The organism is Bradyrhizobium sp. 35 (genome assembly GCF_023073215.1).
Lineage (GTDB): Bacteria > Pseudomonadota > Alphaproteobacteria > Rhizobiales > Xanthobacteraceae > Bradyrhizobium > Bradyrhizobium canariense_D.
The window spans coordinates 12,778-26,338 of the sequence record NZ_JADPJC010000048.1; the positions used below are offsets into that span (position 1 = coordinate 12,778).

The 13,561-nt window shown below is 58.8% G+C and carries 14 protein-coding genes and 1 pseudogene; 4 read left to right on the forward strand and 11 right to left on the reverse strand.

Annotated features, from left to right (window positions below; translation table 11 throughout):
* Window positions 1–108: 108 nt before the first annotated feature.
* From IVB36_RS07960 to IVB36_RS07985, 6 genes are all read right to left on the reverse strand, one after another.
* Window positions 109–642 carry a hypothetical protein gene (locus IVB36_RS07960; RefSeq protein ID WP_247391111.1) on the reverse strand — a complete coding sequence of 178 codons (534 nt, stop codon included), beginning with the start codon at window positions 640–642 and terminating at the stop codon, window positions 109–111.
* Window positions 618–1,886, reverse strand: coding sequence for a type III secretion system ATPase SctN (sctN, locus tag IVB36_RS07965; RefSeq protein WP_247391113.1), 1,269 nt, complete (start codon window positions 1,884–1,886; stop codon window positions 618–620). The genes IVB36_RS07960 and sctN overlap by 25 nt, the downstream gene beginning before the upstream one ends.
* 89 nt (window positions 1,887–1,975) lie before the next feature.
* Window positions 1,976–2,596: a type III secretion system stator protein SctL gene (gene sctL, locus IVB36_RS07970; RefSeq protein WP_247391114.1), complete on the reverse strand. Its 621-nt coding sequence runs from the start codon at window positions 2,594–2,596 to the stop codon at window positions 1,976–1,978.
* Window positions 2,593–3,225 (reverse strand): nodulation protein NolU, encoded by a 633-nt coding sequence (locus IVB36_RS07975; RefSeq protein WP_247391116.1) that lies wholly within the window; start codon window positions 3,223–3,225, stop codon window positions 2,593–2,595. Before IVB36_RS07975 ends, sctL begins: the two co-directional genes overlap by 4 nt.
* A gap of 13 nt (window positions 3,226–3,238) precedes the next feature.
* A complete protein-coding gene (gene sctJ, locus IVB36_RS07980) occupies window positions 3,239–4,105 on the reverse strand; it encodes a type III secretion inner membrane ring lipoprotein SctJ (protein WP_247391117.1) in 867 nt (288 codons plus the stop codon).
* A gap of 9 nt (window positions 4,106–4,114) precedes the next feature.
* Window positions 4,115–4,594, reverse strand: coding sequence for a nodulation protein NolB (locus IVB36_RS07985; protein ID WP_247391120.1), 480 nt, complete (start codon window positions 4,592–4,594; stop codon window positions 4,115–4,117).
* A 185-nt stretch (window positions 4,595–4,779) separates the two neighbouring features.
* Between IVB36_RS07985 and IVB36_RS07990 the strand changes: the two genes are divergently transcribed.
* The 4 genes and pseudogenes from IVB36_RS07990 (at window position 4,780) to IVB36_RS40270 (ending at window position 7,728) form a co-directional block, all read left to right on the forward strand.
* Window positions 4,780–5,475 carry a nodulation protein NolW gene (locus IVB36_RS07990; protein WP_247300621.1) on the forward strand — a complete coding sequence of 232 codons (696 nt, stop codon included), beginning with the start codon at window positions 4,780–4,782 and terminating at the stop codon, window positions 5,473–5,475.
* 504 nt (window positions 5,476–5,979) lie between these two features.
* Complete coding sequence (locus IVB36_RS07995; protein WP_247391122.1) at window positions 5,980–6,270, forward strand: transposase; 291 nt, start codon at window positions 5,980–5,982, stop codon at window positions 6,268–6,270.
* Window positions 6,271–6,667: 397 nt separating this feature from the next.
* Window positions 6,668–6,991, forward strand: a pseudogene (locus tag IVB36_RS08000) (IS21 family transposase); the annotation flags it as partial.
* A gap of 275 nt (window positions 6,992–7,266) precedes the next feature.
* On the forward strand, window positions 7,267–7,728 hold the full coding sequence (locus IVB36_RS40270; RefSeq protein ID WP_346731037.1) for an ATP-binding protein: 462 nt from the start codon (window positions 7,267–7,269) through the stop codon (window positions 7,726–7,728).
* 1,051 nt (window positions 7,729–8,779) lie between these two features.
* Here the strand turns inward: IVB36_RS40270 and sctV are convergent.
* The 5 genes from sctV to IVB36_RS08030 form a co-directional block, all read right to left on the reverse strand.
* Window positions 8,780–10,903: a type III secretion system export apparatus subunit SctV gene (sctV, locus tag IVB36_RS08010; RefSeq protein WP_247391123.1), complete on the reverse strand. Its 2,124-nt coding sequence runs from the start codon at window positions 10,901–10,903 to the stop codon at window positions 8,780–8,782.
* A complete protein-coding gene (locus IVB36_RS08015; protein ID WP_247391125.1) occupies window positions 10,884–11,327 on the reverse strand; it encodes a histidine kinase in 444 nt (147 codons plus the stop codon). The genes sctV and IVB36_RS08015 overlap by 20 nt, the downstream gene beginning before the upstream one ends.
* A gap of 2 nt (window positions 11,328–11,329) precedes the next feature.
* Window positions 11,330–11,866: a hypothetical protein gene (locus tag IVB36_RS08020; RefSeq protein WP_247391128.1), complete on the reverse strand. Its 537-nt coding sequence runs from the start codon at window positions 11,864–11,866 to the stop codon at window positions 11,330–11,332.
* A 36-nt stretch (window positions 11,867–11,902) separates the two neighbouring features.
* Window positions 11,903–12,793: an FHA domain-containing protein gene (locus tag IVB36_RS08025; protein WP_247391130.1), complete on the reverse strand. Its 891-nt coding sequence runs from the start codon at window positions 12,791–12,793 to the stop codon at window positions 11,903–11,905.
* 483 nt (window positions 12,794–13,276) lie between these two features.
* Window positions 13,277–13,462, reverse strand: coding sequence for a hypothetical protein (locus tag IVB36_RS08030; protein WP_247391132.1), 186 nt, complete (start codon window positions 13,460–13,462; stop codon window positions 13,277–13,279).
* Window positions 13,463–13,561 lie beyond the last annotated feature (99 nt).

A 13,561-nucleotide genomic window follows, 5' to 3' on the forward strand; every position in this document is an offset into this window, starting at 1 on the left:
TCTGGGTTAGACGCTGGGTCGGCTCGTACTTCGCGTATGCGTTCGCACGAGTTGCAGGAGACGACTGTACAGGGCAGCGCATTTGGTTCCCAACTGGACTAGCGGTCATCAAATTGAACCGCCCGCCACCAGCGTGGGCAAACCCCTCCCATGGCGAAGCAAGACTTCATCATCAGCCTCTAGCTCGGCTGTTACTTCCGAATGGGTATCGGCCGCACGCCGGACGTCGGTCTCGATTTGTCGCCATTTATGAGTCGCTGCGGAACGCTTCGCCCAGTGCGCACGCCTCTCGGATGCCGCTATCTCGGCCTGTTTTTGAGTGATACGCGCCTCCTCAAGTGTGCGGCGTTTCGAGGTGATCTCAATCGCTAGCCTCTCAAGGGTGAGCTGGCAATGATCGAGTTCAACGACGGACAAGGTACCGACCGACATCAACTGCTGGTAAACCTCCGCCTGGGCCTCTGTATGATGCTTTTCAGCAATTCCCAGTTCCTGCCATGCGTGCTCCGCGGCCGAGGTCGCGATATGACGCTTGGCCTCCATATTGGACAACTCACTACGAGCACTACGCTCGCGCATATCCTTCACTTGCCGCAAGCTCGAAACGTGTATGCAACTCATGCGGTCAGACGGCACATCCATGTGACGGTTTCCTCAAAAGTGGACGCATCGTTTTCACCCTGGCGTAAAAACTCGTGCAGATCATCGATCGAAGCGACAGCTCGGTCCGTCAGCGGATCGCTGCCTTGCTTGTATTCGCCAACCTTGATCAAAAATTCGGCCTCTGCATGACGGGAGATAAGATCACGGAAGAGGGATGCTGCCTTGCGATGCGGTGCAGATACGACGGCATCCATGACGCGGCTGCGGCTCGACAGTACGTCGATGGCGGGGAAATGCGCCCGCGCCGCGAGAGAGCGTGAAAGAACGATATGACCATCGAGAATGCCACGCGTTTCCTCGGCGATTGGATCGCCCGTGCCGTCACCTTCCACAAGCACGGTATAGAAGGCGGTGATTGAGCCACGCTCACTCATACCAGCGCGCTCCAGCAAACCTGGCAACATTGCAAAGACAGAGGGAGGAAAGCCCCGGCGAGTCGGAGGCTCACCGGCAGCAAGCCCGATCTCCCGCATAGCGCGGCTAAATCGCGTCAATGAATCCATCATCAGAACGACGCGCAGACCTTGATCGCGAAAATATTCGGCGAGCGCGGTTGCCGTATAAGCACATTGCGCCCGCTCCGCCGCTGAGCGATCGGAGGTCTCAACGACGACGACCGTGCGGCGGAGGGCAGTCTCCCCAAGATGCCGCTCGATGAATTCACGCACTTCGCGTCCACGCTCGCCTATCAGCGCAACCACGGTCACGTCAGCGACCGCGCCTTTTACGATCTGCGACAGTAACGTCGACTTGCCGCCACCAGGCTCTCCATAAATGCCGATGCGTTGGCCCTCGCCGCATGTCAGAAGACCATCCAAGGCGCGAACACCGAGTGGCAGAGGGCGAGCGATGATGCACCTCGTCATTGGATTTGGCGCTTTGCCGCGCAGCGGGCGCGTCTCCATTGCTTTGACTGCGCCCTTGCCATCGAGTGGACGGCCGAAGCTGTCGATCACCCGGCCAAGCAAATTGGGGCCGACCGGCACTTCGTGCATTCGGCCAGTGGCAACGACTTCTGCGCGGCCGGACATCCCTTGCAGGTCACCGATCGGCGTCAGCAATACGCCGTCCTGCAACAGACCGATCACCTCGGCCTCAAGCGACCATCCGGTGCGCGGATCCTTGAGCACACAAATTTCTCCAATACGAGCATCCGGCAAAACTGCATGGATCAACGTGCCGATCGCACGCGTGATCCGCCCGCGTACGGCACGCGTGTCCACATGGCTTGCCGTCGTTCGCAGACGCGCCAGCGCCGCGTGCAGAGTCCCATCTCCATCAGGACAGCTATGGTCTGGTCTCGGCGCCGTCACTATTCGTCTGCCTCATGATCTAACCCAAACCCCAAACGCAGTGCGCGGAGCTGCGCGTCAAGTCCGAGATGGATATTGCCAAATTCGCTCCACAGCACGCATTCGTTCGCTGACAGCGCCGGGTCCGGAATAATTCGGACCGCCGGCCGGTCCTCCCGTCCGTCGCAGGCAGCAAATTCGCGCGTAAGCGCATCAGCATCCATGGGGGACGCATGAAGGGACAGTTTCGCCCCGCCATATCTGTGCGAAATCGTGTGACGAACCGTCCTCACCAACATCTCGCCGGGATCGAAATCGCCCAGTAGATCAGTTACGATGTCCATCACGAGCGCTGACAGTTCCTGCTCCAAAACGGCCTTTCGTCGTGCCACTTCCGAGGCAGCCTGCGCGACCAGCTGTGCCATTTCCTCGGCGCCGGCCCTCACCCCCTCAGCATGGCCGCGCGCACGCTCCTTCTGATAAGCTCTGCGCGCCCAGCCGCGAACGCGCTTCAGATTGCGCTCGGCCACGGCACGCGCCTCGAGGGCGCTGTGCCAAATCTCGAGATCCCTCGCCGCTATGAGTGGCCCAAGGGGGCGGATGTGCGGAGCGACGGGCGGCGCAGTTTCGTCGTCTGTCATCCCGCTGGGGCCTCCCTCGCCAAATGGGCCAACACCGGCGAAAACAATTGGCCCGCGGCATCGCGGTGTTCAGTCGCCGGATTGTCGGCGGCCGTTCCGACAGCTAGGCGTAGAAGCACGCGGCGGCAATCAAGCGCTGACGCTTCATCGAGCCAAGCGCCGAGGCAGGCATGTCCATCGTCTTCAATCGCTAGCGCGAGTTGTTGAGGATCAGCAATCAATCTGGTCGAAACCGCATGCGCTGCATGTCGGATCCCGAAAGCCTGCACCTCGGTGCCGACGTGCTCAACCAGAACGGCGACATCATGCTTTGAAATCAGCCTTGTCAGCGAACGGGCATGCCAAATGCCGCCGGCGAGCAGGGCAGCCCTGCTCGGATCATGCCCGAGGAGAAGGTCTGGCCCGAAGTCACCTCCGTTCAAGCCCAGTTCATCTTCAAGCAGCAACGCTTGCAGTCTTATCTGCAGCCTAGGACTCTTCTGCAGTCGCACCAACGTCGCGGACGAGAGGTTCGCGTCAAGTCGCGCGGCAAGGCGGGTCGGATGAATCGTGGCAGCAAGCTTACGAATACCTACAGAGGCTAGTTTCAGCGGATCATGCCGCTCGGCAGACGGATTCGGTCTCGGCATATCGGATACCACACTACGCCGCATTAGGCTTAATCGCTTTGCGAATCATCTCCATAGCAGAGACAGCCGAGCGCCCACCAACAGCGCTAACTTTCTGAGATGATTGCCTGCGCTGACGCCCACGAGCGCTCAGCAAGACGCAGGACAGCACGCCGAATACAGACCCGCCGAGACCCATGCCAACCGCAACCAATGGCGTCGAAATGACTCCAGATGCTTGGGCGAGACCAGCCGCAGCCGCCGGTCGCGGCTCTAGTGCGGGCCGCTCGACTGAGACGAAAACAACAGCCACCTTGTCATAGGATAAGCCCTCGATGCTGTTGGCGACGAGCATTTTAATCTGCGGCAGCAAGATTGAGAGATTTGCCCTCGAGTCATGTCGGATGAAAACCGACGCCGAAGATGGCGTGGTGTCACGTCGCAACAGGTCGTTCTTTGGCAGAACAACGTGGACGCGCGCCGAGAGGACACCATCGATATCACTGATCGTGCGAGATAATTCCTCGCTCAGCGCATAGACGTAACGGGCGCGCTCCTCGATTGGCGAAGCAATCAGACCCGCCGCGCTGAACACTTCGCCTAAACTCTTGAAAGCGTGGCGCGGCAACCCTTCGCCATTCAGCAGGTCGATTGCGGAAGCAATCTGAGTCTGCTCGACCTGGATCGTGATAGTCCCGTCCTTAGCAGCAACGCGGAGCGCATCGACCCCGTTCTTGAGGAGGACCGCAAGCATCTCATTGGCCTCACGCTCCTGAACTTTCGTGTAGAGATCGGCTTTGCAACCAACCAGGGCAAGCAGGAGCGGCAGCAGAGCCAGAAGTTGAAGCCGCTTGCGGAATGGGCGCGCCTGACCGCTTTCGCGATCAATTAAACCAATCATTCGCCCCACTCAGCCCGCCGATATCAGCTTATTCAGAGATGAACCGAGGCTACCGATGCCATTTGAAATGAGTGTTACCTGGATGACGCTGTCAGAAACATCCTTCAGATTCGCCAACATCGCCTCGAAGTCACCTGCGCCACTGGGGGCGCCCGGCACACCTGCTTCCGCTTTGCCCGGTTGCAGCAAAAGGGGCTCCGATGTCGACCCGGTCTCCGCACCTTTTGGAACTGCATTGACCGGATACATCGCAGAAAGATTCTGGAGGATGCGATCGCCCAGCGGGCTCGCCTGTGTTGTTGCACGCGATACCTCGGATGTCGGCGGAACCGCATCCGCTCCCGGTACTGGAGGCGCAAGGTCTTGAACCGAAGCCGCTTGCAAGAGACTCTGCTGAAACTGGACCTGCTCGTCGACCGCTGTTGCCGAACAGGCCTTGGACAGGCCTTCTAGATTGTGAGAGATCGGCGCAGCGCCTAACATCATCATGGAAAGACTCGCTCTCATCGAGATGTGATACGACCAGCCGTTCAAGCCGATTAGCGGCTCAATGTCCTAGACAGGCCAGCTGACGACAAGCTGACGAGTTCGCCCGCACATCGCCATCTAAAGATCACGTTTCGCGTTCACGTACCGAACGTACTCCTGTTAGTTTAAGTCAAAGAGAACCGTGAATGCTCATCCGATCCATAATCCCGCACGTTTTGAACGGAGTTCTGTGTGTCGCCGTTTTCGTTTCCGGCGGAACACAGATCGCGCGCGGCGCTCCCCTGTCGCTGCCCTCGACCCCTTATCGATATACGGTTCTGGATCAGGAGCTTTCTGCCGCGCTGCAGGAATTCGGCAACAACCTCAATATTAAAGTCACCATCAGCGCCGAGGTGAAGGGTCGGATTCGCGGGCACATGCCGGACCTGCCACCGCGCGAGTTCCTTGATCATCTGACTCAAGTCTACAATCTTCAATGGTATTACGATGGGCTCGTGCTTTACGTCTCTACCGCAAAGGAAGCGCAAACTCGTCTGCTTCTGCTAACTTCAATCAGCTGCGACGCGCTCAAGGCAACCCTCGATGCGCTCGCCATTTCCGACGAACGCTACATCATGAGATCGGCTCCGGGAAATGGCCTAGTCCTTGCGTCCGGTCCACCACGCTTCATCGCACTCGTGGATCAGACGCTCAATGGTCTTGTGGCGGAGGCGCAGGCGCGACCTCGCTCCATCGAGATGCCGTCTCGGGAATCTGTGCTGATGTTATATCGCGGCGCCTCCGCGACGATCGTTCGGGATGGGCGAACTGAAGCCCCGTACTCTTCAGAGATGCCGCGTCGGGAGGGTACCTTGCCTGCGCAAGGGCCGGGCCCAAGATGATACCGCTCAATCAGCCGTTACGCGGGTGTGCAAGGAGGCTGGACCGATCATCTGATCAGACGCCGCACAAGCACGGCGAGACGTACGTCTCGTAAATCGGCTCCAGAACACGAGAATTGTCGCTGCGCGACCTTGTCCACCATCGGGATATCCGGTGGTAGTGTGCGGGAGGTTCTGCAAAAACTGAGCGGCTGAAGAGGTCATAGTAAATCCGGTACTTGCGAAGATCACCGCCCCTACCGAGCAAGGCCACCAAGACCGTGACGAAGATTAGGACGGATGGCTCTGCCGTCAAACAGCTTATTGCGTCGGACAGGGATCCTGAAAGCGCTGATCCAGGGTGCGGTGCAGGAAACTCTCGAAGCCACGATGGCCGAGGCGCTGGGCGCGGCGAGGCGCGGTTGGGCTATCGCTCCGGCTACTATACCCGCTCGCTGATCACCCCAGGGTGAAGGTGCCGCAGGACCGCCGGGGCGGTTCTCGACCGAGCTGTTCAAGCTATCAGTGCTCGGAGAGGGCACTGGTGGCGGCGCTGGCGTTCGGATACCAGTCTTGAATGGTCGCGGTTTTGCGACTGCACCACATTTTGCGGCTTGGACGGGGCTAACACCGAGGGCACAGTCGAGCGGCTGCAAAGAATGGCTCGGGGCGGTATCAAAGCCTGGAAATCGGCGACTACGGACGCTCTTGATCGTTGGTGCGACCTCAATCATCAAGCTTGGCAAGCGAGGCTTGAAAGTCCCGCTCAGGATTCGGACGGGCCGTCAAGCTCATAGCGGTGGAGTTCGCCAATAGCTTGCGCGCACCATATGGGCCCTGCTGGTCAGAGACGACATCTATCATGCGTCGCCTGCAATGCTGAAAACCTAACCTTAAGAAGTCTCCGGCGGAAGAAGAAAGCTGCCGAGGAGGCAAGTTGCAAATCTGGATGAACCCCGAATGACGACATTCCCGGTCGCAATCAGACCGCCTGGCTCACTGCGCTTCGAGCGCGAGAAATTGATTGGCCGATTGCTTCCGCGGATATCATCGTGGCCAGCGGCCGGGCGCCGCGTTTACAGGTCGAATATATGACCGCACCGTCATCCCTTGTTCAACCAGAGAAAGATCTTGCAGCCCGGGCCGTTCCACATATCAGTCAGAGCCCCTTTTGGATGCCGATCGGGGTCCCAGTCCAATGCCGAACGCCACCCGTGTCAGCCACGACGGCTCGTGTGGATCGGTGGGAACTACTACAGCATACCCGACCATACGTGGCGCAGTGTCGAGGTGCAGCAATTGCCCGATGTAATCCCATTCTCGATCAAGGCGCAATCGTTGCCGTCCATCCCGTTCTGGAGAAGGCCGCCGGCGAACTCGCGTCGCGCCGGAGCATCGACAGGCGGTCAACCGGTCTAGGTCGCGACCAGGCATATCCGAAGCCCTCGTCGATCGGGCCGGCGATCGCATGCCAAGGCGGTCGCTGGGTTTACCGAGGTGTCGCAAACGCCTCCCCCAATCGGAAGGCCGGCCATAACCATCCACGCGCAGCCGGCAGTGATCGACAGCGTCAAGAAAGGCCTAGTCGCACTCAAGATGCCAGGTGCGCTCAGAATGCTGGACACCACGCTGCGGAATTGAAAGAGGGTGAGGTCACCTGGATTGAGGCGCTCGAAACACTTATCGAGGAGCTGACCTTGCGCGACAGTCGCCGTGTCAGCACCGCGCTGAGAATGTCTCGCCCGACCACCGTCAAAAAGGCTCGCTGGCTCGACTTCGCATTCCAGCTCCATCGCAATCGCATTCTGGCGCGTGCCCAATCGAAATTCATCTGCTTGCGACACCGGCAAGAGCGATCTCACGACGGCACTCGCGGTCGAGGCCGTGCAGGCGGGAAAGAGCGTCGCGTTCGCCACGATCGCGGACATCGTGACCACCACCGTACGCGAGCACCTGCGGTTCCTCGCCCGCGCCTCCCTCTTTGTCGTCGACGAGAACGGTTACCTCCCGGTCGCGCCTGGCGGCGGCAACCTGTTCTTCCAGTTGGAAGACGCCCGCTATGACAAGGGCGCGATGATCCTCAATTCGAACTGGCCACAGCAGTGCTTGATCGACTGCTTCCCCACGCAATTGTTATCACATCGAGGGATCGAGCTATCGGCTCCGCCAGCACGCCGCTCTCGTTCCGGAAAACGTCCGCTCGCCAACCCGCCGCAGCCCGAGCGCCGCGGCCGCCCGCCTGGAAGGACCAATGACGATTCCGATAGCGGCTGATCCCCGAACCACAATCGCCGTCACCCAGGGAAATCTGGACATTCTCACGGAAAGTTCGCTGCCGGTTGACAGAGGTCCATGATCGCCACCAGGTACAGCAGCCATCTGCAGTCGAAACGTAAGTGATGTCGGCGAGCCAGATCCGGTTCGCTGCCGCGGCCCTAAAGTTGCGATCAATGAGGTTTGGCGCGATCGGCAGGCCATGACGGCTGTCGGCAACGCGGTGCGCCCGGGCCATCGTGGCGCCGATGCCTTGCCGATGCATTAGGCATTCGATCCGGCCACGGCTGGCGCCAGGTCCCTGTGCCCGCAGCGCGGCATAGACCCGTGGGTTGCCGTCCCCGAGCGCCGCTGTCCTGATGAGATATCAATCAAGAGCGCAGCATTGGTCGTCGTGCGTGCTCTGTCCGGACGCTCGCGCCAGGCGTGATAGCCGGCTGGCGAGACCTCGAGCAAGAGACAACAGAACCAATAGGTCCGCTACTAGCTAAGCCCGAGTCACTTGTGTAGGGCGGCAGCGCCAGGCGCAGCGGGCGGGTGCTTGCATTGCGCGATATCGTGCACCGATCGTTGCGGACAACGTGATTTGGTCCGCGCAATCGGAATACGCTGCGCTGTCGCGATTGCTTGTATTGCGGTTGTGGCTCACCAAGCGTCCACGTTCTCGAGTTAACGCATTTAGTCTTGAGCGCATATAGGTCGCAGATCCAGGCAGACTTGACGAGCAATCAATGCGAGGCGCTTTCGCATCGACACGCAAGACCGATCCGCTGCATTGATCTTCCGAGCTTTTTTGCTTCAACGCGTCGCGCAAAGCTCCTGGTCAGGAGTCCGGCCGATCGCGCACTCAATGCGTTCGCGCATAGCTGGATCGATATCTTTGGCGCCGAGCAACTTTGGCGCCGGCCGCTCTTGCATTTGAAGAGCTGGTCTATCCCAGCTAGCGCAACTGCAGAGCCCCAGAGTGGCGAAGAGAGCCCAGCACGAAAGCAGACAAAATGAACCCAAGCGCCACCGCACTGCCTTTCGAGGTGAATTCATGCGGTCCTCCTTAAATTGCCTGCTGCGCCTGTGAATCGGCTGCAAGGAGCGTGTTGCTGAGTTCCTCGGACGGGGCGTCGTCGTCCTTTGCAGCTGCGAGTGTAATGGATCCGACAGGCTGGATTGTGAAGTCCGAGGCAAGGTCCTGATAGGATAGAACAGCAAGATCGATCCCATTACGGGTGAGAAAGCCGCGGACAAAGCGTCGAATATCCATCGAAGCAAGGATAACGGGCTTGATCTGCCCCCGAACTACGTTCGAATGGATCTGACGCATTTTTGAGAGCAGCGCCTCGCTTTGCCCGTCGCTCAAAACCAAGTAGGGTCCTTTGCCAGTCTCTCGAACCGCGCTGCGCACGATATCCTCGGTTTGACGTTCGATGATAAAGACCGGCACGACGCGGTGTGCGTTGGCATACCGGTGGCAGATTTGCCGTCTCAGACCGGAGCGAACATGTTCCGTGAGCAAGACGACGTTTTGTTCACGTCCGCTCCATTCGGCCAATGCCTCCAAGACCAGCCGTGTATTCCGGATCGGAATACCCTCCTCCAGGAGGCGCCGCAAGACGTCGGCTACTTTAGGGATCGGCGTCGTACGCAACACCTCCTTGACCAGATCGGAATATTCCGTCTCCATGCGGGCCAGCAACTGGCGCGTCTCCTGGATACCCACCAAGGACTGTGCATAGCGGGTCAACGCCGAATGGACGCGCAAGGCCAGGATTTCAATGGGACGGTGGTGCCCGATGCCGGCTGCTTTGAGAGCCGGTGCATTGCTCTGTTCAATCCAGATTTGATCCGTCTCCCGGTCATGCCGAAACGGGATGCCACTCAATTCAATGTTGGCCGGATCGTCGTGGAGTGCGAGCTGGGTTGGATCAATTAACTCCTGCTCGACGGGCACGCCCTCGACATCCACCCTGTACTGCAACTCTGGCAAGCGCTCGTCGACCTCGATGGGGATGCGCGGAATTGTGATGCCGAGATCAGACGAGATCAGTCCCGAAACGCGTGCAATGTGCTGTTGCAATTCTTCTTTGTCGATCGCCCGTGTCAGACTGGACGCAAGGAACAATGCGATGGGAAGCGCCTCCGCAGGCACGGTTTCCTTGTTAGACTGTGTGGGAGCGGGGCGAGAGACATCAGCGCTTTTCTTGCCGCCTTGGGCCCCACCGTCGGCAAAGCTCGCTGCTGCAAAGACTGTAGCCAAGACGAGAAAGACAGGGAGCGGAAAACCCGGAATAGCCCCCATTACAACGAGGACGCAGGCAGACAGCCGCAATGCGTGCGAGTTTGCTGTGAGCTGGTTAACGATGTCGGTCCCAAGATTGAGCCTTACAACCCCATTTACACGAGTGATGATTGTCGCAGCCGTAATCGAGAGCAGCAGCGAGGGAATTTGTGAGATTAACGCATCACCTATGGTCAGCAGGGTATATTGATGCAGCGCCGCCTGGAAAGACATGCCCTTTGAGAGCAGGCCGATGGTGATCCCGCCCAGCATGTTGACGCAGATAACCACCAATCCTGCGATGGCGTCGCCCTTCACGAATTTCATGGCGCCATCCATAGCCCCGTAAAGCTGGCTTTCTTTCTCCAATGTAGCGCGCCGGCTGCGGGCTTCGTTCTGATCGATATGGCCATTGCGCAATTCCGCATCGATTCCCATCTGCTTGCCTGGCAGAGCATCGAGCGTGAACCGCGCCGCCACCTCCGCCACGCGTTCAGCCCCCTTGGCAACGACGATGAACTGCACCATGGTCACGACTAAAAATATGACAATGCCGACGACGATGTTCCCCGATATGACGAAATCACCGAACGTGCGAATGATGCTGCCCGCATCCCCCTCAGCCAAGATCAGCCGCGTCGTTGATACGGTGAGCGCCAGACGGAATACTGTGGAAATCAGAATGACGCCTGGCAAGGACGAGAAATCAAGTGGAGTGCTAATATAGAGAGCGACCATCAGCAGCAATATGGCGAAGCCCAGATTGAAGCCGACGAGCGTATCGATCGCCACTATCGGGATCGGCATGATCATCATGCCGACCGTCAGAAGCAGCATCAACGCGACCATCAAATCGGAGCTGGCCGACGCGCGCGCAATGATCTTACGCAGGACGCTGGTCATGGGGACCTTCCGATCGTTGACTGATCAGGCCAGTGCCGTCACGCAACGAGACATAGCGTTGGAATGCGGCGAGCGCCTCGTCTATGAGGCCGGCCCGCCGCAGGGCGTGGCTACGCAACAGCATCAAAGAGATACGCGCCGAGGGTTCGTCATCAAGTGTGCTCAGTCTATCTATGACCTGCAACGCCTCACCTCCGAGACCTTCCAAGATGAGGGCATAGGCGAGAATCCGTAATAGATCGACATCTCGCGAGTCCTTGCCGACGATGAGTCGCAAGAGAGCAACGCATTCTGCGCTCTGCCCACATGCAAGGTGAAGATAGGAAAGTGTACAGAGCAAATCGCGCTCCTGCCCTGAACGCAGTGAGACGTTATCGGATTCGGAAACGTTGGTCGTCCGTTGCGCTCTATCGGAGTTGAACATTGTTAGGCTTCGATCAAGCTATTCCGATTCTGGCGGAGCAGCGCTAGCCAGTGCAGTCCCTGCCGTAGGACCACGATACCGTCTCCAGCTATTGGATCGGCAGGCGCGGCCGCCAGCTTATGGACGAGACCTTCCAGAACAATGCTATACCGCTCTGCCCGCAGCATGTCTGGATGACGAAGGCTTGGCATGACGAAGGAGAGTAGATCGTGCGCGATATCGCGCCCGTAGAGCGATGCCACCCCAGCGCGTTGCTCGAGCTCATAAATGCGAGTGCGCATCTCGTTGAGACTGACACGCCCGACTGCATCAATATCTTTGGCCCCCGATGCGGCTTCGATCGCTACATCCAGCGGCATATAACGCGTGTTCAGCTCGCCCCAGATCGACGCCAGCTCCTTCTCGCCGTTTGCACGAGCACCGTCCGCCTCACCTTTATTGGGTTGGATGGTCGGCCCTATCGCTGGTTGATGATGGTGCTCGCTGAGTCTCTGCAAAGCAGCGCCAGGCCCGACATCGTAGCGGGACACCTTTGACATGACGATCTCCTTATCCTTCCTTCGGGCCCGGAAAGCCTAATACGGAACGGCAACAACGCGGCCATTGCGGCTTAGCAACACACGCCCATCCTCGATTCGAGTGACCGCCCATCCGTCGGTCAAGAGAGCGCCGACGAAATACTTCTGCCCACCGACAAGCAGATAGGGCTGGGGTCCGCGCGAAACAGCTTCGATCGCGATTGAGGATGGCTGCTTTTCCTCCTTGACTATCACTCCGTTCACAAGTGTCACCGCGCCGTATGTACGACCATCGAACCATTGCTGGAGCTCCTGCCATTTCGCAGCGGTTGCAGGCGTGACTTTTCCCTCAGCGCTAACAAAACCCGGCCCCGAACCAACCCTGATATCGAGCAGGCCCGCCTTATCAATTTCCTGTTTCAGGACTTCGGCTGCAGCCTGAGCTCGCCGATCGTCAGGCCGGTTCATACCCAGCTTGGGTACCAGCTCTGCGGCAGGCGGCGCAATGCCGGTCGGTGCACCTCCGCTGGCTTTGAAGAAAACGGCCGAGAGACAGCCTACACCAAGACAGCTGAGGAGCACGAGGGCGAGAGCTGAGATCCAAACGCGCGAGAGGCTAATCGACCGAGCCTCAACTGCATTCTGCATCGACCAGCGAATAGACACGGCGCCCGCACGAATGACGGCGGGAAGAAAAAGAACAACACGCTCACCTGCGGCAATATCCCCCTCGCCCTCTGGGGTGCTTACGGTCGCAAGAGCCTCAAGCTCAATTGAATTGCCAACGAGGGTGATACGTAGGTGATGCGGCTCAAGCCCTTGTTCGACGAAAACCATATCCGCGTCGAGGCCGCTACCGATAAGGCTCGTTCCGACAGCCGCCTTCCCGCTTAGCCCGGCATAAGGTCCCGACAGCACCTCGAAATGTAAGGAGGCAGCCTCATTCACGGACAATTCTCCGAACTATGAGGAGCACAGCAGGGCGATTGGTCCGCACGACTCATTCCTAGGCCGCACCACTCACGTCATCCCGATGAGGGGAAAGGCGGGGCGAGGATTCGCCCCGCCTTTCACGGTTATCCGTTGACGCGCTCGCTGGCCACCTTCCTCTCACTCGATAGCTCAGTCGACAGTGAACGCAACCGGATGTCCTGCACCATGGCTTGCAGGCTAACGGCCTTCAACTCCGCGATTAGCGTCTCGAACGTAGCCGCCCCACCAACCTTCTCAAGTGCAGTTCCCGCGCCTGATGCGGCGGTAGACGCCGTGGACCCGCTGGAACCCGTGGACTTATTATCAGCCTTGCTATCATTGGCGTCGTGGGTACTACCAGTAGAAGAGCTAGTAGAACTTGCTTTCGTCATATCGCTTCACCTTCTGTTTATTTGCCGCCATCGATGGCGGCACTCCACTGACGTCGAAGAACCGGCGTCAGGTATCCTCTTCTGTTTCAGCTACAGCTTCGTGAAGATTTGCCATGTTTCGCTCCATCGCCTGCATCGCGAAGTTGGCAAGAACCGAACCGAAAGCCGACTCGAACTTCTGACGATCAGCTACCGACTGCGAGCTGTCACTGTCGGAATTGGTATGGATCACGCCTTCGATTGCCCCGGCCATCTGGTGCCCCTCACTTCAGTTCCGCCAAAACGGTGGTATCACCACCGAGCGATTCAGTTTGCTCAGGCTACTGGGATTAGCTGTCGAGAAGCTGACGAG

What these genes read in the sequence shown, in the direction of transcription:
- IVB36_RS07960 (WP_247391111.1), bottom strand. Translation starts at nt 642, where the DNA reads ATGGATGTGCCGTCTGACCGCATGAGTTGCATACACGTTTCGAGCTTG.
- sctL (WP_247391114.1), bottom strand. Translation starts at nt 2,596, where the DNA reads ATGACAGACGACGAAACTGCGCCGCCCGTCGCTCCGCACATCCGCCCC.
- IVB36_RS07975 (WP_247391116.1), bottom strand. Translation starts at nt 3,225, where the DNA reads ATGCCGAGACCGAATCCGTCTGCCGAGCGGCATGATCCGCTGAAACTA.
- sctJ (WP_247391117.1), bottom strand. Translation starts at nt 4,105, where the DNA reads ATGATTGGTTTAATTGATCGCGAAAGCGGTCAGGCGCGCCCATTCCGC.
- IVB36_RS07985 (WP_247391120.1), bottom strand. Translation starts at nt 4,594, where the DNA reads ATGATGATGTTAGGCGCTGCGCCGATCTCTCACAATCTAGAAGGCCTG.
- IVB36_RS07990 (WP_247300621.1), top strand. Translation starts at nt 4,780, where the DNA reads ATGCTCATCCGATCCATAATCCCGCACGTTTTGAACGGAGTTCTGTGT.
- sctV (WP_247391123.1), bottom strand. Translation starts at nt 10,903, where the DNA reads ATGACCAGCGTCCTGCGTAAGATCATTGCGCGCGCGTCGGCCAGCTCC.
- IVB36_RS08015 (WP_247391125.1), bottom strand. Translation starts at nt 11,327, where the DNA reads ATGTTCAACTCCGATAGAGCGCAACGGACGACCAACGTTTCCGAATCC.
- IVB36_RS08020 (WP_247391128.1), bottom strand. Translation starts at nt 11,866, where the DNA reads ATGTCAAAGGTGTCCCGCTACGATGTCGGGCCTGGCGCTGCTTTGCAG.
- IVB36_RS08030 (WP_247391132.1), bottom strand. Translation starts at nt 13,462, where the DNA reads ATGGCCGGGGCAATCGAAGGCGTGATCCATACCAATTCCGACAGTGAC.